The 18,146-nt window shown below is 59.8% G+C and carries 16 protein-coding genes and 1 riboswitch; of the genes, 5 read left to right on the top strand and 11 right to left on the bottom strand.

What is annotated here, in order from left to right:
* Window positions 1-85 precede the first annotated feature (85 nt).
* From ABUA09_RS10945 to ABUA09_RS10905, 9 genes are all read right to left on the bottom strand, one after another.
* Complete coding sequence (locus ABUA09_RS10945; protein WP_033118712.1) at window positions 86-1,501, bottom strand: sigma-54 interaction domain-containing protein; 1,416 nt, start codon at window positions 1,499-1,501, stop codon at window positions 86-88.
* Window positions 1,502-1,838: 337 nt separating this feature from the next.
* Complete coding sequence (locus ABUA09_RS10940) at window positions 1,839-3,014, bottom strand: MalY/PatB family protein (RefSeq protein WP_033118713.1); 1,176 nt, start codon at window positions 3,012-3,014, stop codon at window positions 1,839-1,841.
* A 9-nt stretch (window positions 3,015-3,023) separates the two neighbouring features.
* A complete protein-coding gene (locus tag ABUA09_RS10935) occupies window positions 3,024-5,015 on the bottom strand; it encodes a S9 family peptidase (protein ID WP_349949360.1) in 1,992 nt (663 codons plus the stop codon).
* Window positions 5,012-6,493, bottom strand: a complete 1,482-nt coding sequence (locus ABUA09_RS10930; RefSeq protein WP_195614995.1) for a leucyl aminopeptidase family protein — start codon at window positions 6,491-6,493, stop codon at window positions 5,012-5,014. Before ABUA09_RS10930 ends, ABUA09_RS10935 begins: the two co-directional genes overlap by 4 nt.
* A 114-nt stretch (window positions 6,494-6,607) precedes the next feature.
* The gene (locus tag ABUA09_RS10925; RefSeq protein WP_033118715.1) at window positions 6,608-7,603 is read right to left on the bottom strand and encodes an ABC transporter ATP-binding protein; all 996 of its coding nucleotides are present in this window, start codon (window positions 7,601-7,603) and stop codon (window positions 6,608-6,610) included.
* Entirely contained in the window at window positions 7,596-8,585 is a 990-nt protein-coding gene (locus ABUA09_RS10920) for an ABC transporter ATP-binding protein (protein ID WP_033118716.1), read from the bottom strand. Before ABUA09_RS10920 ends, ABUA09_RS10925 begins: the two co-directional genes overlap by 8 nt.
* Before the next feature lie 14 nt (window positions 8,586-8,599).
* The gene (locus ABUA09_RS10915; protein ID WP_242848521.1) at window positions 8,600-9,517 is read right to left on the bottom strand and encodes an ABC transporter permease; all 918 of its coding nucleotides are present in this window, start codon (window positions 9,515-9,517) and stop codon (window positions 8,600-8,602) included.
* A 6-nt stretch (window positions 9,518-9,523) separates the two neighbouring features.
* A complete protein-coding gene (locus ABUA09_RS10910) occupies window positions 9,524-10,489 on the bottom strand; it encodes an ABC transporter permease (RefSeq protein WP_033118717.1) in 966 nt (321 codons plus the stop codon).
* 105 nt (window positions 10,490-10,594) lie between these two features.
* On the bottom strand, window positions 10,595-12,217 hold the full coding sequence (locus ABUA09_RS10905) for an ABC transporter substrate-binding protein (protein WP_058118172.1): 1,623 nt from the start codon (window positions 12,215-12,217) through the stop codon (window positions 10,595-10,597).
* Between the two features lie 235 nt (window positions 12,218-12,452).
* On the opposite strand from ABUA09_RS10905, the gene ABUA09_RS10900 reads away from it, so the two are divergent.
* The 4 genes from ABUA09_RS10900 (at window position 12,453) to ABUA09_RS10885 (ending at window position 15,517) form a co-directional block, all read left to right on the top strand.
* Complete coding sequence (locus tag ABUA09_RS10900) at window positions 12,453-13,253, top strand: M55 family metallopeptidase (protein ID WP_033118350.1); 801 nt, start codon at window positions 12,453-12,455, stop codon at window positions 13,251-13,253.
* Between the two features lie 18 nt (window positions 13,254-13,271).
* On the top strand, window positions 13,272-14,285 hold the full coding sequence (locus ABUA09_RS10895) for an asparaginase (RefSeq protein ID WP_058118173.1): 1,014 nt from the start codon (window positions 13,272-13,274) through the stop codon (window positions 14,283-14,285).
* 140 nt (window positions 14,286-14,425) lie between these two features.
* The gene (locus ABUA09_RS10890) at window positions 14,426-14,806 is read left to right on the top strand and encodes a RidA family protein (RefSeq protein WP_033118348.1); all 381 of its coding nucleotides are present in this window, start codon (window positions 14,426-14,428) and stop codon (window positions 14,804-14,806) included.
* 100 nt (window positions 14,807-14,906) lie between these two features.
* Window positions 14,907-15,090: riboswitch (cobalamin riboswitch) on the top strand.
* A 115-nt stretch (window positions 15,091-15,205) separates the two neighbouring features.
* Window positions 15,206-15,517 carry a cysteine-rich small domain-containing protein gene (locus ABUA09_RS10885; protein WP_033118347.1) on the top strand — a complete coding sequence of 104 codons (312 nt, stop codon included), beginning with the start codon at window positions 15,206-15,208 and terminating at the stop codon, window positions 15,515-15,517.
* 102 nt (window positions 15,518-15,619) lie between these two features.
* Here ABUA09_RS10885 and ABUA09_RS10880 read toward each other — a convergent pair whose 3' ends face one another.
* Window positions 15,620-16,219 carry a dipicolinate synthase subunit B gene (locus ABUA09_RS10880; protein WP_208319690.1) on the bottom strand — a complete coding sequence of 200 codons (600 nt, stop codon included), beginning with the start codon at window positions 16,217-16,219 and terminating at the stop codon, window positions 15,620-15,622.
* A 2-nt stretch (window positions 16,220-16,221) separates the two neighbouring features.
* Entirely contained in the window at window positions 16,222-17,088 is an 867-nt protein-coding gene (gene dpsA, locus ABUA09_RS10875) for a dipicolinate synthase subunit DpsA (protein WP_033118345.1), read from the bottom strand.
* A 126-nt stretch (window positions 17,089-17,214) separates the two neighbouring features.
* On the opposite strand from dpsA, the gene ABUA09_RS10870 reads away from it, so the two are divergent.
* The gene (locus tag ABUA09_RS10870; RefSeq protein WP_033118344.1) at window positions 17,215-18,009 is read left to right on the top strand and encodes a TIGR04255 family protein; all 795 of its coding nucleotides are present in this window, start codon (window positions 17,215-17,217) and stop codon (window positions 18,007-18,009) included.
* Window positions 18,010-18,146: the final 137 nt, after the last annotated feature.

The following is an 18,146-nucleotide window of genomic DNA, read 5'->3' as shown; positions in this document are numbered from 1 at the left end:
GATGTAAATCCGCATTATTTTCGGGCTCTCCATAATGCAAATGTGCAGACAATGCGAAAATGCATTGCCTGCACATTTTACCCTTTTATGATATGCCGTATTTTTGCCGCTTTCGGATGATGGTGGACTGGTCGGTCTTCAGCAGTTCTGCCGCCTTATAGCTGCTTCCGCAGCGTTTCAGCGCTGCCGCCACCACCTGCTTTTCACAAAAATTCATATATTTTTTCAGGGAAAAGTCCTCTGGGTCATACTGGTAAATGCTCTCCCAATCAGCCGGATAGACTTCAGGCGGCGGCGGAGGGACGGAGCCCTCCCCCAGCAGATTTTCCGGCACCTGCCGGATCTCCATCGTGCCCACGGAACTGGTGATGAGAAGACGCTCCACCACGTTTTTCAGCTCCCGCACGTTTCCCGGCCAATCGTAACACATCATCTGGTTGAACACACCTTTGGTAAACACCTTGGTGCGCCCATATTTTTTGCAAAAATGGTCCAGGAAGAAAAGCGCCAGAGGTATGATATCCTCCCTGCGGTTTCGCAGCGGAGGGATCTCCAGCGGGATGACATTGAGCCGGTAATAGAGGTCGGCCCGAAAGCTCCCTTTCTCCACACAGGTCTTCAGGTCTTGATTGGTGGCGGCCAACAGACGGAAATCGATTTCCCGTTCGGATACCGCTCCAAGGCGTTTGCTCTTATGGCTCTCCAGCACCCGGAGCAGCTTCCCCTGGAGCGCCAGGGGAAGGGAGTTGATCTCGTCCAGGAACAGGGTGCCGCCGTTCGCCTCCTCCACCATACCGGGCTTGCCCGTGTTCAGCGCGCCGGTGAACGCGCCTTTTTCATAGCCGAACAGCTCCGCCTCCAGCAGATTTTCCGGCAGAGCGGCGCAATTGATCTCTACCATGGGCCGGTCCGCGCGATGGCTGTGCCTATGGATGAAATTGGCCAGGACCTCTTTTCCCGTGCCGGTCTCTCCGCTGATGAGGATTGTGGAGTCCACCCCAGCCACCTGTTTCGCCATATCCAGCAGCGCTCTCATGCTCTGGCTCTCCGCCACAAAAGTCTCCGGCCGGTCCCCAACTGAGTCCCCCAAGCCCGGAACCTCAATGCAATCCAGATCCTCATCCAGGATCGCCTGCTGATACCGCTTTTTGAAGAGGTCCAGCCGGACCATCTCCACCAGCATATACTCGATCTCTCCCACACTGTCAAAGATGGGAGTTGCGGTCGCCAACTGCCGATAGTGATATCCCTTGGGGGTACACACATTGTTGACGACCGACAGCTTTTTCTTTTGCTCAAAGGCCATCACTGCCACACTGATGGAGACCTGTCCTTCCGGCACCAGCCGAAAGGCGTTCAGCTCCAGCACATCGTCCCGGGTGGCCCCTACCATTTTGAGGAATGCGCTGTTGCAGTAGATATAATCTCCCTGCCGGTTGAGAATATAAATCCCCTCGTTGATGCTGTCAAAAACCTCGCTCAGAAACGGAAATTTCTCCATCCATTATGCCTTTCTTGAACGCTCAGCATGGTCCCTTCTTGGACATCTGAACATATTGCTCCGCAGCTTTCCTTCTCAAAAGAGCTGCCCCTCTTGACGTCCCCTGTTGGAATGATATGGCTGAAATCAACTACAGGGCTTTCCATTCAGCGGCTATTATAGTACAAACCCTACTATAAATCAACCGAAAGCTGAAATCCATTTTGTTACATTTTCGAAAACAGCATCTTCTGTTTATCAATCTGGGCGTTTTCCATTCTGTACCCTGCAAAGGTCCCGCCCAAAATGCAAGACGGGCAGGAGGCCCTCTTCAGATGGAAGGGACTCCCGCCCGTTTTCATTTTTTCAGCGCCGCTTCAATCCGCCGGAACGCCTCCAGCATAAGCGCCCTCCGGCAGGCCAGATTGACCCGCATGAACGTTCCGCAGCCGGAACCGAACTCCCGCCCCGGCGTAAAGGCCACGCCGCACTCCTTCACCAGGAAGTCCTCCAGCCCCTCTTCCTTGCCAAGACCGCTGAAATCGATCCATGCAAAATAGGTCGCGTCCATATGGTACAGCTTTAGGCCCGGCAGATGTTCCAACACATATTCCGCCAACACCCGCCGGTTCTCCGCCACATAGGAGAGGACTTCATCCAGCCAGTAGCCGCACTTCTCATAGGCAGTCTCCAAGGCAATGGCGCCAAATAGATTGTCCAGCCGCGTCTGATAGCGGAGCATAGCCCCGCAGTAGCGCTCCCTCAGCTCTGCATCTCCGATGACCACAGTGGCCGTCTGAAGTCCCCCCAGGTTAAAGGTCTTATTGGTGGAGGTAAACAGCACGGTATGCTCCGCCAGCTCCGGTGACAGGGACGGCAGGGGCACATAGCGGTGCCCCTGCATGGCGAAATCGCAGTGGATATCATCGGTGAGAATCATGACCTTATGGGCCAGGCAGAGTTCGCCCAGCCGCCGCAGCTCCTCCTCCGTCCACAGCCGCCCCGTGGGATTGTTGGGATTTGCCATGAGCATGACCTTGGTCCTGGGATCGGCCAAGAGGGGTTCCAGGCCGTCAAAGTCCAGCTCATACCGCCCGTCTTTTGCCTTCAGGGGATTCCTGGCGATCTCCAGACCACTTTTCTCTACAGAATCCATCAGGGCGTCATAATTGGGCGTCTGCATCACCACCCGGTCCCCCGGCTGCGTCAACAGCTCCAAAAGCACGTTCACCGCAAAAATCACGCCCGGCGGTGAAAATGCCAGGTGCTCTTCGGGGATATCCCAGCCGTGGCGGCTGGAAAACCAGTTCCGGATCGCCGCCAGATAGCCATCGTTCCGGACCGTATAGCCCATGACTCCGTGCCGGATGCGCGCCTCAAACGCCTCCAAAATCTCTGGCGCACAGGGGAAGTCCATATCCGCCACCCACATGGGGATGACGTCCTCCCGGCCGAAAAAACGGCCCACAGCATCCCATTTGAAGGAATCAGTACCCCGGCGCTCCACCGGGCGGTCAAGGTCGATCCGGCCCATAGGCTCCTCCTATTCTGTCTTCAAGTGCTCCTCCATCCAGCCCAGAATTTCACTGAGCCGGCTGATTCGGTTGGAGGGCTTGCCCTCCCGGCTCAGGCCATGGTTCTCTCCATAGAACATGCACAGCTTGCTCTCCACCCCGTGGAGTTTGAGGGCCGCGAACATCTCCAGACCATTGGCAAGCGTACAGCGGTAATCCTTATCTGCGTGAATGAAGAGCGTGGGGGTCTTGACCCGGTCGGCATAGGTGAGGGGGGATGCCTTCCACAGCCGCTCGGGGTGATCCCAAATGGTGCCAAGCTGCTGGTCGGGCACGTAATAGTAGCCGATGTCGGAGAGGAGATAGTCCCCAACATAGTTGGCAATGCTCCGCTGGGACACAGCGCAGCGGAAACGGTCCGTGTGGCCGATGACCCAGTTGGTCATAAAGCCGCCGTAGGATCCGCCGGCTACTCCCATCCGTCCGGCGTCCAGGTCGGGATACCGTCGCAGGACCTCGTCCGTGAACTCCATCAGGTCCCGGAAGTCCACATCCCCGTATCTGCCCTGAAGGTCGGCAAAGGCATTACCTTTGCCGCAGCTTCCCCTGGGGTTGCAGTAGTACACAAAATAGCCGGAGGCCGCCCAGAGCTGCATCTCGTGGTGGAAGCCGGGACCGAACACCATCTTAGGCCCGCCGTGGATGTGGAGGATGCCCGGATACCGCTTGCCCGGCTCATAGCCCACCGGCTTCATCACGAAACCGTCGATATCCACCCCGTCGGAGTCGGTAAAGGTAAGCCGCTCCGGTGCGGAGAGGGTCACCCCCTCCAGAACATCCCCATTGAAACTGGTGAGCTGCTCCAGCTCTCCGCCGCTCCAGCGGTACACCTCAGGGAGCTTCAGCCCCACAGCGGCGGAGAAGAGGAATGTCTTCCCGTCCTTGGTATCGAAATCGATGAGATAGTCATCACCGCCGAAGAGTGGCTGCACACCGGTCTCCCTCTCCCATGCGCACAGGCAGGAGCCCACACCGTCGGTATTGAGGAAATAAAGGGTCTCCCCCACCATCCTCTGTCCGGTGGTGGAGCCGGAGAAGCAGTCGGTGACCACCTCGGAGTTGACCCGGCGGTCATAGCGGCCCAGGTCCTCCTCCCCTTCCTTATCCACCACAAAGAAAGTAGGATGCTCATATACGCCGTAGTCCCGCATGACGAGTCCCAGGCAGAGGGCCTTCCGGCCCAGATATCCCACATAGTCGATGCTGTATTTGTCAGGTGGAATAAGAGTGACCGTCTCATCCCGGTCCGCATCCCAGCGGTACATCCCCTCGGTGACCGGCTTCACATCCCGGAAGGGGAATGCGGTGAAGAGCACCTGGCCGGGTCGGACATTCACATGGTTCACATCATAGTCGTCCGGAGTGAGCCTGCGGTACTCTCCGGTGGCCTCCAGGTAGAGGAACAGCGTGTTTCTGGTTTGATTATACATCCCCACCCCGTTCTCGCACAAGGGGAGTTCGGTCAAAACTTTATATCCCTTTGTCCGCAGGCGGCGGGCGATCTCCCCTTCCCGGGCCTCTCCCGCCAGCTCCAGGAGATTGGGCCGGTCCAAATGGGTCTCGGCCGTAAAGATGTAGCGCCCTGCGTCCATCCTCCAGATCCCGGTCACGGACATGGGGAGGCGGAACGCCTCGCTTTCTTCACCGGTGCGCACGTCCAGGCGGCGGTATACCGTCCACTCCTCCTCAAGTCCCCGCGTCCGCAGGGCCTCATCCAGCTCTGTGGTCTTGTAGAGAACATGGGTGTCGTCCTCCCAAACGGCCTGTTTCTGGGCGTCTCCCCGGGTGATCTGCCGGCTCTCCCCGCTCTCCAGATCGCACAGCCACAGATTCCAGCGGTAGCCGTCCCCCTCTCTGTCGGTCTCCTTGAGGGCAAAGGCCAGATATCTTCCGTCAGGGGAGAGCTCCAGAGCGGAGGGATACCGGTATTTGAGGAAATCGGTCAGCGCCAGCTTCTTCATGTCCGCTGCCCCTCCTTTTCCATCTCTTTGAGCGTCTCATAGAGCATCCGGGTGCCGAAGCCGATGCCGCCCTTGGTATAGATCCCCTCACACTCGGTGGTCCAGGCGGTACCGCCGATGTCCAGATGGACCCAAGGCGTATCCTCGGCGAACTCCTTGATGAACATGGCCCCCACAGTGGCGTACCCACCTACGTTGGAGCCCATGGCGCTGTTTTTCAGGTGGGCCACCCGGGAGTCCAACACCCGGCGGAGATTCTCGTCGCAGGGCAGCTCCCACACCCGCTCGCAGGCAGCGGCAGCTCCTGCCTCCACCTGTGCGGCCAAGGCTCGGCTGTTGGTGAAGAGCCCGCAGCGGCGGTTCCCCAGAGCGGTCTGGATGCCGTCGGTGAGGGTGGCGATATCCACGATGCGGTCCACCCCGCAGCACTGCTTGGCATAGGTCACGGCGTCGGCCAGCGTGATGCGGCCCTCCGCATCGGTGTTGTTCACCTCAATGTACCGCCCGGACATAGAGCGGATCACATCGCCGGGCACATAGGCGGTGGCCGAGAGTTTATTCTCGCATGCGGCCACCACGCCGGTGACATTGAGCCGGACGCCCCGCTTCTGAGCCGCCCACAGGGCGCCCATCACGGCGGCCGCTCCGCTCATATCGTGCTGCATGGTCTCCATGAACTCGGACGACTGGAGCGAATAGCCGCCGCTGTCGTAGGTAAGTCCCTTGCCAATCAGTCCCAGGCGGCTCTTTTCCCCCTGCGCGCCGGTATACTCCATGACAATGAGCTTGGGCTCTTGGATTGAGCCCTTCCCCACTTCCAGAAAGGCGGTGAGACCGATGCGCTCCACCTCATCTCTGCCGTAGACGGCCACCTTCACAGGCGTACCCTCAAAGAGGCTCTGTGCCGCCTGGGCCAGTTTAGCGGGGGTGAGCACCGTCGGGGGCTCGTTGATGAGGTCCCGCGCAATACAGGTGGCCCGGGCAGACACCTCCGCCTCCGCCAAAGCGGCCTCATAGCGCTCCGACTCCTCGCAGAGAAAGGCGGCGGTCCTAATCCCCGCCGGCGTAGGGACCGTCTTATACTTGTCGAAACGGTAGCCGGTGAGGGCCGCGGCCTCCGCCGCCTTTTGAAAGAGCGCCGGGGTAAACTGCGGCTCCAGCCCCCGCAGATCGGTACATACCGCGCCCAGCCTCAGCTCCTGGCACTGGCGGTAGACCTTGGCGCAGTCGTCCAGCACCCGCTCCAGGTCCCAGTTCTTCCCCAGTCCAAGCAGGAAGATCTGGGTCAGCCCTCCCTCTGTAAGGGCGGAAAACCGGTAGATCTCACCCGCTTTTCCAGCAAACCGCCCTGAGGCGCGGACCGCGGCGAGTTCCTTTTCCCAAGGTCCCTGATAGCCCTCCAGGTCCCCCTCTCCCAGCGGGACCACCACGCCGTCCCAAGGTCTGGCGCCATACTCCCTCACAAGTTGCAGTTCCATACTTTTCTTCCTCCTTATGGTCCATTCCGCGATGGACAATCAAAAAGCGGGGGCGGCATGGCCGCCCCCGCAAGGGTGCGCGGGTTGGTCCGCCCGCACCGGATCCCCTTGTTTTTACAGCAGGTGACAGGCGGCGAAGTGGCCGGGCTCCACCTCTTTGAGCTCCGGGACCTTCCGAGCGCAGTCCGGGCAGGCCATGGGGCAGCGATCGTGGAAGAGACAGCCGGAGGGCAGGTGGATGGGACTGGGGATCTCCCCACGCAGCTCCTGAGATTCGGCGATGTTGTTCTCGTCAATGGTAGGAGCTGCGGAAAAGAGCGCCTTGGTATAGGGGTGGACCGGGTTGCGGAAGAGGGCCTTCTTGGGCGCCCGCTCCACGATGGAGCCCAGATACATGACGCCCAGACTGTCGCTGATATGCTTGACCACGCTCAGGTCGTGGGCGATGAACAGATAGGAGAAGTGGAATTCGTCCTTCAGATCCATGAGAATGTTCAAAATCTGGGCCTGGATGGACACGTCCAGGGCGGATACCGGCTCGTCGGCGATGATGAACTTGGGCTCCACCGCCAAAGCCCGGGCGATGCCGATGCGTTGGCGCTGGCCGCCGGAGAACTGATGGGGGTAGCGATTGGCCTGCTCGGAACTGAGGCCTACCCTCTCCAGCAGGTTGACCGCCTTCTCCTCCGCCTCCGCTTTGCTGGTACACAGCTTGTGGAAGAGCATCGGCTCGGTGAGGATCTCCATGACCTTCTGGCGTGGGTTGAGGGAGGCATAGGGGTCCTGGAAGATCATCTGCATCTCCCGGCGGACGGGGCGCATCTCCTGGGGCTTGAGGCGGGTGATGTCACGCCCGTCAAACGTGATCTTGCCCGCCTTTGGCTCGATGAGCTTGATGACCGTACGTGCCGTGGTGGATTTGCCGCATCCGGACTCGCCCACCAGGCTGAACACCTCGCCCTGCTCCACGTCGAAACTGACGTCGTTGACCGCGTGGACCACCTGATTCTCTAGAGAGAATCGTCCCTTTTTGAATTTTACCTTATCCAGAAAGTCCTTGGTGAGATTGAACTCCTGCACCAAGTGTTCCACCTGAAGGATCTTACTCATGGCTCCCACCTCCTGTCAGCGGAAAGTGGCAGGCCGCACAGTGGCCCGGACCCACTTCATGATTTTCAGGGGCCCTGGTGCGGCAGATATCCTGGCAGTATTTGCACCTGGGGGCAAAGTAGCACCCCTGGGGCAGGTCCAGCATGCTGGGGACCATGCCGGGGATGGACTCCAGCCGGTCCTGGTCCTCTCCCATCCGGGGGATGGAGTTGAGGAGTCCCACGGTATAGGGGTGGCTGGGGCGATGGATCACGTCGTCCCGGGAGCCGCTCTCCACGATCTTGCCGCAGTACATAACGATGATACGGTCCGCCATCTGAGAGACCACCGCCAGGTCGTGGGTAATGAGAATGAGGGCGGCGTCCTGCTCCTTCACCAGCTTGTCCATGAGCTTGAGGATCTGGGCCTGGATGGTCACGTCCAGGGCAGTGGTGGGCTCGTCGGCGATGATGAGTTTGGGGTTGGCCGCCAGGGCGATGGCGATGATGACCCGCTGACGCATACCGCCGGAAAACTGGTGGGGATAAGACTTGAGCCGGTCCTCCGGGTTGGGGATGCCCACCATATGCAGCAGCTCCACACAGCGCGCGTGTTTTTCCTGCTTGGACATCTGCTTCTGGTGGAGATCCAGCATCTCGGTGATCTGTTTTTCAATCGTATAGAGCGGATTCAGGGAGGTCATGGGGTCCTGGAATACCATGGAGATCTCCTTGCCCCTGATCTTCATCATTTCCTTTTCGCTCTTTTTGCTGATGTCCTCGCCCCGGAAGAGGATCTTGTCCGACTCCACCACGCCGGGCGGCTCGATCAGTTTGAGGATGGAAAAGCTGCTGACGGATTTGCCGCTGCCCGACTCGCCCACGATACCCAGCACCTGCCCCTCATCCAGGGAAAAGCTGACGCCGTCCACCGCCTTGACCACGCCCCGGAAGGTGTGGAAATAGGTCCGCAGATTTTCCACCTGCAGCAGTGTTTCGCTCATCTCTCTCCTCCCCCTTACTTCAGCTTCGGGTTGAACTCATCGCGCAGGAAATCCCCCAAAAGATTGATCCCAAACACGATCAGCATGATGTAGATGCCCGGCAGCACCGCGATCCACCAGTATCCGCTGAACAGCACGTCGAAGCCGTTCTTGACCAGCATGCCCAAGGAGGGCTCCGTGACCGGGACACCCACGCCCAGAAAGCTCAGGGTGGCCTCAGCCAGAATGAGCCCGCCCACCTTCATGGTGGAGAGGACGATGATGGTGGTCATGACATTGGGCAGCACGTGCTTGGCGATAATAAGAAGATTGGGGATGCCGATGACCCTGGCCGCATCCACATATTCCATCTGTTTCACCGTTAGCACTTCGGCCCGGACGGTGCGGATATATGTGACGCATCCAATAATAGTAAAAACCACTAGTAATTTGCTCACGCCCCGCCCGAACATGGTCATGATGAAAAGGGCCACCAGGATATCCGGGAAAGAGAGCAGGATATCTGCCAGGCGCATGATGAGGGCGTCCACCTTCCCGCCGAAGTAGCCCGAGATGAGCCCCAGGGTGATGCCCACCGCACAGGCCAGCAGAGTCCCCACCACGCCGATGAAGAGGGAGATGCGGCTTCCATAGATGAGGGAGCTGAAGATATCACGCCCCTGACTGTCGGTGCCAAAAATGAAATGGGGCTCGCCCCCCTCCTGCCACATAGGAGGCTTGTAGGAGTCGGTAAGGGAGAGGGAGCCCACATCGTAAGGGTTCTGGGGGGCAAACAGCGGCCCGCAAAGGGCGATGAACAGTACCAGCACCACGATTACCGTGCCGATGATGGCGGAGGGACTGCGCTTGTAGTTGTGGAAGAACTCGGACTCAGCAGCGCGCTGGAGCCAGCTCTTGTCGGGGGCTGTGCTCTTTTTTTCCATTTCACTCATAGCGCATCACCTGAATTCGATTCTCGGGTCGATGACCGTATAGAGGAGGTCGACCACAAAGTTGATGAACACAAACAGCACGGTGGTGAGGATCAGATAGGCCACGATGACTGGCCGGTCCACCGAGTTGATGGAGTCGATGAGGAGCTTGCCGAGGCCCGGCCAGGAGTAGATGGTCTCAGTCACCGTTGTAAAGGCGATGAGCGAGCCGATCTCCATGCCGAACACCGTGATGACCGGGATCAGGGCATTTTTCAGGGCGTGACCGAAAAGGACCTTTCGGGTGGACACGCCCTTGGCACGGGCGAATTTGATGTAGTCCTGCCGCATGTTCTCCATCACACCGGCCCGGGTGAGCCGTACCAGGGAGGCTATGTTGGTCACAGACAGCGTAAGGGCGGGCAGGATGATGTATTTGAGCCCGCCGGGCACAAACAGGCTGAACTTCATTCCCAGGAAGGTCGCCGTTGCCCCCCGTCCGGAGGAGGGGAACCAGTGCAGGTGCAGGGAGAAGATGTAGATCAGCATGATGCCGATGAAGAAGGAGGGCAGGGAAATGCCCAGAATGGACCCGCCCATCACCAGCGTACTGGATTTCCGTTTTGGAAAGGCCCCCGCATATACGCCCAGCGGGATGGAGATCACGAGGGCCAGCACCACCGATACGAAAACCAGCTCCAGCGTAGCGGGTGCCCGCTGGGCAATCAGGGAGAGTACATCCTCCTTGTAGATGTAGGACTTGCCGAAATCTCCCTTGAGCGCATTGGTAACAAAGATCGCATACTGCTCCAGAATGGGCTTGTTGAGCCCCAGTTCTTCCCGGACCTGATCCCGGACCTCGGGCGGAGCCTTGGGGGAGACCAGCATATTGACGGGATCGCCGATGAAGTTGGCCAGAACGAACACCAGGATGGACACGATGAAAAGGGTGACCACCATCTGCGCCAGCCGTTTCAGGAAATACTTGAACACGGTAACACCTCATTTATGGGCTCTGCACCCCTGTTGGCGGGAGGTAGAAAGGGGGAGGAGAACGGCACCCGTCCTCCTCCTCCCAGCGATGGTTCTTACGTTGTCTTAAAAGGTGAAATCCCAAGCCAGGATATGGTCGTCGGAGCGGGGGGTGTACTGCAGCCCGGCGCGCACGCCGAAGATATTATCCTTGAAGAACAAGGGCACATAGGCGGCCTCGTCCCGGGCGATCTGATCCACCTGCTCCACCAGGGCCGCGCGCTTGTCCTGGTCGGCCTCAACAGATGCTTCGTCCAGCAGCGCATCCACCTCGGGATTGCTGTAGTGGCCCTTGTTGCCTTCGCCCATGCCGGGCTTGCCGTTATAAGTATAGAGCATGTCGTTAAAGATGACCATGCCCTCGCCGGAGCCGTCGCCCCAGCCGGCCATAAAGAAGGAGGACTGAAGATTCTCCGCATCCACCTTCTCATAGAAGGAGGCGCGGGGCAGAAGGTTCACCTCAGTGGTGATGCCCACCTTCTCCAGATAGCTGGCAATGGCCTGAGACACCTGGTCGGCGTTCATGTCGCTGTCGCTGCGGGCGTCGATGCGGAGATAGAAGCCGTCGGGATAGCCGGCCTCAGCAAGGAGCTGCTTGGCGAGCTCGGGATCATAGGCAGGACGCTCTGCATCCGGATTGTATCCCACGCAGATGCTGGGCATATAGGAGTTGGCCACAGTGGCATAGCCGTTCATTACGGTGTCGATGATGGTCTGGATGTCGATGGCATGATAGATGGCCTGGCGGACCTTTACGTTGAGGAGCGGATTGGGGTCGTCGGTGCCGGCGGAACCGTGCTCATTGAGGAGGTCAAAGCCCATATAGCTGCAGGAAAGGCTGGGGTTGGTGACCACCTGAATGTTGGCGTCGCTCTTCAGGCGATCCACGTCCATCACGGGGATGTTGGAGATGAAATCCACCTCGCCGTTAATCAGGGCGGTGGTGCGGGTGGCCGCGTTGGCTATGACGCGGAACTCTACGGTCTCCGCCTCGGGGAGTTCACCCCAGTAATCGTCGTTGCGGACCAGCTTGATGTAGGATTCCTTCACGTGCTCCTCCAGGCAATAGCGCCCGGTGCCCACGGGATTGGCGGCAATCTCTTCACTGGTGAGGCCCTCACAGGTCTCCTTGTCCAGCATCATGATATGGACCAGGCTGCCGGCAAACACAGGATAGGGAATCTTGGTCACCAACTGTACGGTGTAATCATCCACCTTCTTGACCTCCTGGAGGCGCATAAGGTACACCCCCATCTCCAGGGTGGGGTCGTTGAGGATCCGCTCAAAGCTGAATACCACATCATCGGCGTTAAAATCGTTTCCGTTGGAGAATTTCACGCCCTGGCGGAGCTTGAACTCCCAAGTCACGCCGTCCTCCAGGATGGTCCAGCTCTCAGCCAGACCGGGCTTTTTGGTAAGGTCGGCGTCGTAGTCCACCAGGGGATCGTACAGGTGAGACGCCATCTGCATCTCGGAGCTGCTGTCCTTTGCCGCAGGGTCCAGAGAGATGACATCGTTCAGTACCGCAATGGTCAGACTTTTTCCGCCCTCCTCGGCGGGGGCGCTGGTCTCTCCTCCGGGCGCGGGAGTGGAGGCGCTCTGGCTGGGTTCGTCCGCCGTACAGCCGGACAAGGCTACAGACAGACACATGGCTGCGGACAGGATCAGGGCAAGTGTTCTCTTTTTCATATCTGTTTCCTCCTTCTAAAACCTTCTTATTAGAACCTGCGCCTTTGCAAGCAAAATTAAGAGCGATGCCGGACATAACCGCATAAACATAAAATTTAATTTCCATATTTACTTTTTCATTTCAATGTAATAAAATCATAGCAGTTGGAAAATAAATTGTCAACATGATATTTATTTAATGCCCTTATTTTTTGTCGAATCCCTACACTTACTATCATCACAGGAGGGAGCATGCATGAAATTTTACGTGCTGTGTGACATCGAGGGCGTGGCTTCTCTGTCCTGCTGGGACGAGGCCCGCTCAGCCAACAGTTGTTATGCGCCTATGGCCCGGGAAATGACTTTGGAGGCCGCCGCCGCGGCCCGCGGCCTCTTCTCCGCCGGGGCTGACGAGGTCATAATAGAGGATGGGCACGGGGACGGCTGCAACATCGACTGCGCTCTGCTCCCCAAGGGTGCCCGGCTCCTTCGGGGCGTGACCCACGATATCGTGGGCCTTACCGGTATCTTCGACGAGAGTTACGACGGTATGCTGATGGTGGGCTTTCACGATGCCGCCTCGGCCTCCGGCAACCCCACTTCCCATACCATGGTGAGCTCCCGCATTTTCCGGCTCATGGTCAACGGGGCCCTGTGGGGAGAATTCGAGGTCTCCGCCCATGCTGCCGCTTATCGGGGCGTCCCCACCCTGTTTGCCAGCGGCGACGAAGGCCTGTGCGCAGCGGCGGCGCGCGCCGTGCCCGGCATCCTCACCGTGCCCACCAAGTCCGGCCATGGCTATGGTGTCCTTACAAAGACCCCGGAACTCGTTCAGGAGGAGATCGAAGGCATGGCGGCCCGGGCTGTGGCGGCCGCAAAGACCGCCAAGCCCCCGGTCCTTCCCGATCACTTCCATGTGGAGGTCACCTATCTGCACCATTATGACGCCTATGGGAGCTCCCACTACCCCGGCGCCAGCCTCCTCTCTCCCACCACTGTGGCCTTCGATGCCGACGATTACGGCGACGTACTTCGCTTTTTCTACTTTGTAATTTGAGAAACGGGGGCACGCGCTATGGCTGATATCGCCTATCAATACCGCGGGGAACTGGTGGACCAGGTCCATGGGGGCCACATTGCGGTAACAGACCACACGGGCCGGCTTCTCTGGAAGCTGGGTGACCCGGAGCGCCTCACCTTTGCCCGTTCCTCCGCCAAGCCTATCCAGGCCGTCCCCGTGGCGGAGAGCGGCGCGCTGGAGCACTACGGTATCACCCAGCGGGAGCTGGCTGTCATCTGTGCCTCCCACAACGGAGAGCCCTTTCACATCGAGGCTGTGGAGAGTATTCTCCGGAAGGCGGGACTCTCCCCCAGCGACCTGCACTGCGGGGCGGAATATCCTATGTACGTCCCGGCCGAGGATGCTCTGAAGCTCGCCGGCGTCCCCCGGGCCCCCATCTACTGCGACTGCTCCGGAAAACACGCCGGTATGCTCATCACCGCCCGTCATCTGGGGGAGCCCTTGGAAAACTATATTTCTCCGGACCACCCGGTCCAGCGGCGTATCCTCTCGGTGTTTGCCGACATGTGCGGCGTGGAGGAATCGGAAGTTCGGCTGGCTGTGGACGGCTGCGGCGTCCCTGTCCACGCCCTGCCCCTTTCCCGCCTGGCCCAGGGGTACGCCCGCATGTCCCTCCCCTCGCTCTTTGACCCAGCCCGGGCCGCCGCCGTACGCCGCGTCACCTCCGCCATGACCGCTCACCCGGAGATGGTGGCGGGGTCCGAACGGATCTGTACCCAACTGATGGCCGCCTTTGGGGAACGGCTCTTCTGCAAATCGGGTGCCAGCGCCTTCTATGCCGTGGGCCTCAGGGACAGGGGGATCGGCATCGCTCTCAAAATGGAAGACGGCGCCTCCTCCATCGTCCCCTATGCCATCCTATCGGTCCTCACCCAGCTCGGGGTCATCACGCCGGAGGAGGCCTGTTCTCTGCCCAGCTTTCAGGACAGAAACCTCTACAACAATCACCACGCTGTTGTAGGCTGTACCGAACTGGTCTTCCGGCTGGAACCGTGCGGCGTCGCCTGACCGCCGCACGCGCCATTCGGGGTGGGGGTAGTTTTCCGGCCGCGCTGAAGCCGGAAAAATACTTGCTCATTTCTTCCTGCGCTGTTATACTGAAAGTAAATCATGCGTTCAGAAAAATTTTTTGAAAAGAGGTCGTACTCATGAGTGTTCAGTACATCCACACCGACAATGCCCCCCAGGCCATCGGGCCCTATTCTCAGGCCGTGAAGGCCAACGGCTTCCTCTATATTTCCGGTCAGATCCCTGTCGACCCGGCCACCGGCTCGGTGGTGGAGGCCAGCTACTCCATCCAGACCAAGCAGTCCATGGCCAATCTCGCCGCCATCCTCAAGGAGGCGGACCTCACCTTTGCCGACGTGGTAAAGACCACCATCTTCCTTACCGATATGGCCCATTTCCCCGAGGTCAACGAGGCCTATGCCGCCTTTTTCGAGGGCCCCTGCCCCGCCCGCGCCTGCGTGGAGGTGAGCCGCCTTCCCAAGGACGTGCTGGTGGAGATCGAGCTGGTCGCGGCCTGCTGACACCCCCTGATTCTCAAGAGTCTGAGCATGGTTTCCATGCTCAGACTCTTTTCTCCCCTTGACATAGGGCGGGATTCAGAGTATGCTGTTAGGGACAATTAAATCCGACTGGTACGCAGGCGCCCATTTCGGGCAGACAAAGGGAAGCCGGGTGAGAATCCCGCACAAAGCCGTTGCTGTATAGGCGGAGCGGACCCCCACAGCGCCACTGGAGGCAACTCCGGGAAGGCGGGGACCGCGCTGGACGCCGAAGTCAGAATACCTGCCTGCGTATGACGCACATCCAAACCTCTCCGAGCCTGAGAGGGTGCTGCTACGCCTGCCTTTCAGCGCGTATCGCTGCGCCCTCCGGGACGCAGCTTTTTATTTTTGGTGAAGACCGGGAAAGGAGCTTTAGCTATGTCCGATGAGACCAAGACCCAGGAGCCTTACTGGAAGGGCAAGGGGTATTCTTTCTTCTGTAACCGGGCGTGCGAATATTTCCCCTGCCACCCCACCGACGACCCGGAGAATTTTAACTGTCTGTTCTGCTACTGCCCTCTCTACGCCCTGGGACCCGACTGCGGGGGAAATTTCTCCTATACCGAGAGCGGTGTGAAAGACTGTACCCGCTGTACTCTTCCCCACCGGCGGGACAATTACGGGTACATTACCTCCAAGTTTCAGGAAATTGCCCGCCGCATGGCGGAGTCGCGCAGACGCGGCGTCTGATCCTGCCCCTTTTACGGGAAGGGGAATCCATCCTATCTTTTCCATTCCCTTTGACGAAAGAATACCCCCGGCGGCAACAGCCGCCGGGGGTATTCTCATGCTTCATCCATGCGCCGGTTCTTCGGCGGGTCCCAACAGCAGGGGCTGGAGCTGCCGGCCCTCCAGGGCGGCGTCCACAGCGGCATTGATCTGGGTAAAATCCGCCACCAGAGAGGTGGGTTTTTTTACTGGGTCATCCTGCCGGTAGGGGACAAAGTAGACGTTCTTCTTGTCCAGAAGCGTCGCAATGTTTTTGGCCGAGCCGCTCAGGCCGTCGTTGGTGGACACGGCGAGGACCACGGGACGCCCATTCCGCCACATGGCTTTGGCCGCCATCGTCACCGACGTATCGCTGAAGCCATTTGCCAACCGCGCCAGCGTGCTCCCCGTACAGGGGGCGATGACCAGCACATCCAGCAGCTTTTGGGGGCCGATGGGCTCTGCCTTCTGGATGGAGTCGATGACCCGCCTGTCGCAAATGCGCTCCATCTCCCGCATGAACTCGTGGGCCGCGCCGAAGCGTGTGTCCGTATCGGCGCTTTTCTCCGAGATGATGGGCGTGACCGCTCCATATCTGGCCTTTGCCCGTTCCAGCGCCGGCATCACCTGATCATATGTACAAAATGAGCCGCAGAAAGCGAACCCCACACGTACCTGTTCCATGCTCAGACTCCTAACTCATTCCATATATTATAGATCGTGTCACGGATAATCTTTCCAGAGGTCACTGGGGCCACCTTGCCCGGCAGGGAAAGGGCCCAAATCGCCCTGACCCCCTGCCGCACCGCCGCCTCAAAATCCACTCCCCCCGGCTTGGATGCAAGATCGATGACCAGGCAGCCGGGGCGCAGATCGGCCAGGCGCTCCGCGTCCAGGACCCGTACCGGGACGGTGTTCACCACCAGATCATAGCCGCACAGATAGCCGTCCAGGCGTTCGATCTGCTCGGCCCCATACCCGTATGCCTCGGCCCAGGCGAGGTCAGCCCACTTCCGGGCCGCCACGCTGACCCGGGCGCCCAGGGCGTTCAGCCGGTGCGCCAACAGCTTGCCCAGCCGGCCGAAACCCAGGACCAGGACCCGGGCGCCGTGGATGGTGACGGGCAGCTCTTCCATGGCGATTTGAATCGCTCCCTCCGCAGTAGGCACCGCGTTGGCGACCGCCAGCTCTTCTCTGGTAAAGTAGTCCACCAGGCGCAACCCCCGCTCTTTCGCCTGGTCCAGAAGTTCCCGGCCCACCTTGCCGGCACAGACCACCTGACCGGGGCGCAGCGCGTCCAGCACCTGGGTCAGGGGCGGCCGCTCCTGAGAGAGCGGAGCGTTGAGCCGTCCGCCCTCCCCCGCAGCCGGGAGGGGGAGGATCACGCAGTCTGCGAGGGCCGCCTCCCCCAGGTCGGGCGCCCGCACCGGCCCTTCCTCCGTCCCCTCCAGCGCCCAGGTATGTACCGTATGTCCGTCGTCGAAGAGCAGCTCGGCCAGTTTTGCCTGGCGCATATCGCCGCCTACCACCCAGACGTTTCGTTCATGTCTCATGGCACTCTCCTCCGTTTTTCGTCTGCACCATCCTATTCTCTCCGCCTCAAAGGGTGACGGTCCGTTGACATGCGAAGCCGGGACGGGTAAAATAGAGAGGAATCGGAATGAAAGGAGCAGTGTGTCATGCTGTTTTCGGAATACGCCCGCTACCAATATGTCCGCAGTCCCCTGGTGGAGGTCATCTGCCAGCTTCGGTTTCCCGCCATCCTCACCATCAACACCAAGGAGCCCGCCGAGTTCCAGGAGGCCGTCCGCCACGGCTTTCCCCGCTATGCGGCCCGGAAGGAGCAGCTCCCCCCCAAGGTGACGGGGCTGGGCACCCCCAATCCCAAGCTGGAGCAGCAGCCCGCTGTCGTCAACCACAGCTTTGTCTCTGCCGACGGCCTGTGGAAAATCAATCTCACCAAGGACTTCATCGCGCTGTCCACCCTCCGGTACACCCAGTGGGAGGACTTTGCCCTCCGGCTGGACAAGCCTCTGGCGCAGTTCATTCAGGTGTACGAGCCCGCCTTCTTCGAGCGCGTGGGGCTGCGGTATGTAAACGCGGTCTCCCGGAAGGCCCTGGGGCTCACCGACCTGCTGTGGGACGATCTGATCCGTTCCCCTTACCTGGGCATCCTAGGGGAGCCGGATGTGGATGAGAGCAAGGTCGGCAAGTCCGCCATGGACACGGAGCTGACCCTGGAGGGGGGCGTTCGCATGAAGATCCACGCCGGACCCGGCCTGCTGGGCGGCGGCAAGAAGGACCCAGAGCCCAAGTTTATCCTGGACGGGGATTTCTCCCTTCCAGGCAGCACCGCCGCCGACAAGGTGCCCCAGCTTCTGGGTGACCTGCACCAGTACGCCGTGCGCTTTTTCCACGGCGCCATCACCCCGGAGCTCCATGAGGCCATGGGGCCTCTCCCCGTACTGGAATAGCCGCAAAAAAGCGCCGCCCGCTCCCTGATGGGAGTGGCCGGCGCTCTGTCTGTCGAAAAACCTGCGCCGGCAGGCGTTTGGCGAGCCGAGCGAGGGCCCTCCCGGGGTAGAGTCCCGGGAAAGCAACAGCATTGGAC

The organism is Intestinimonas sp. RTP31139st1_F5_RTP31139_211217, assembly GCF_040226735.1.
In the GTDB taxonomy this organism is placed as follows: domain Bacteria; phylum Bacillota; class Clostridia; order Oscillospirales; family Oscillospiraceae; genus Intestinimonas; species Intestinimonas butyriciproducens.
This window is presented reverse-complemented; position numbering and strand designations above follow the sequence as displayed.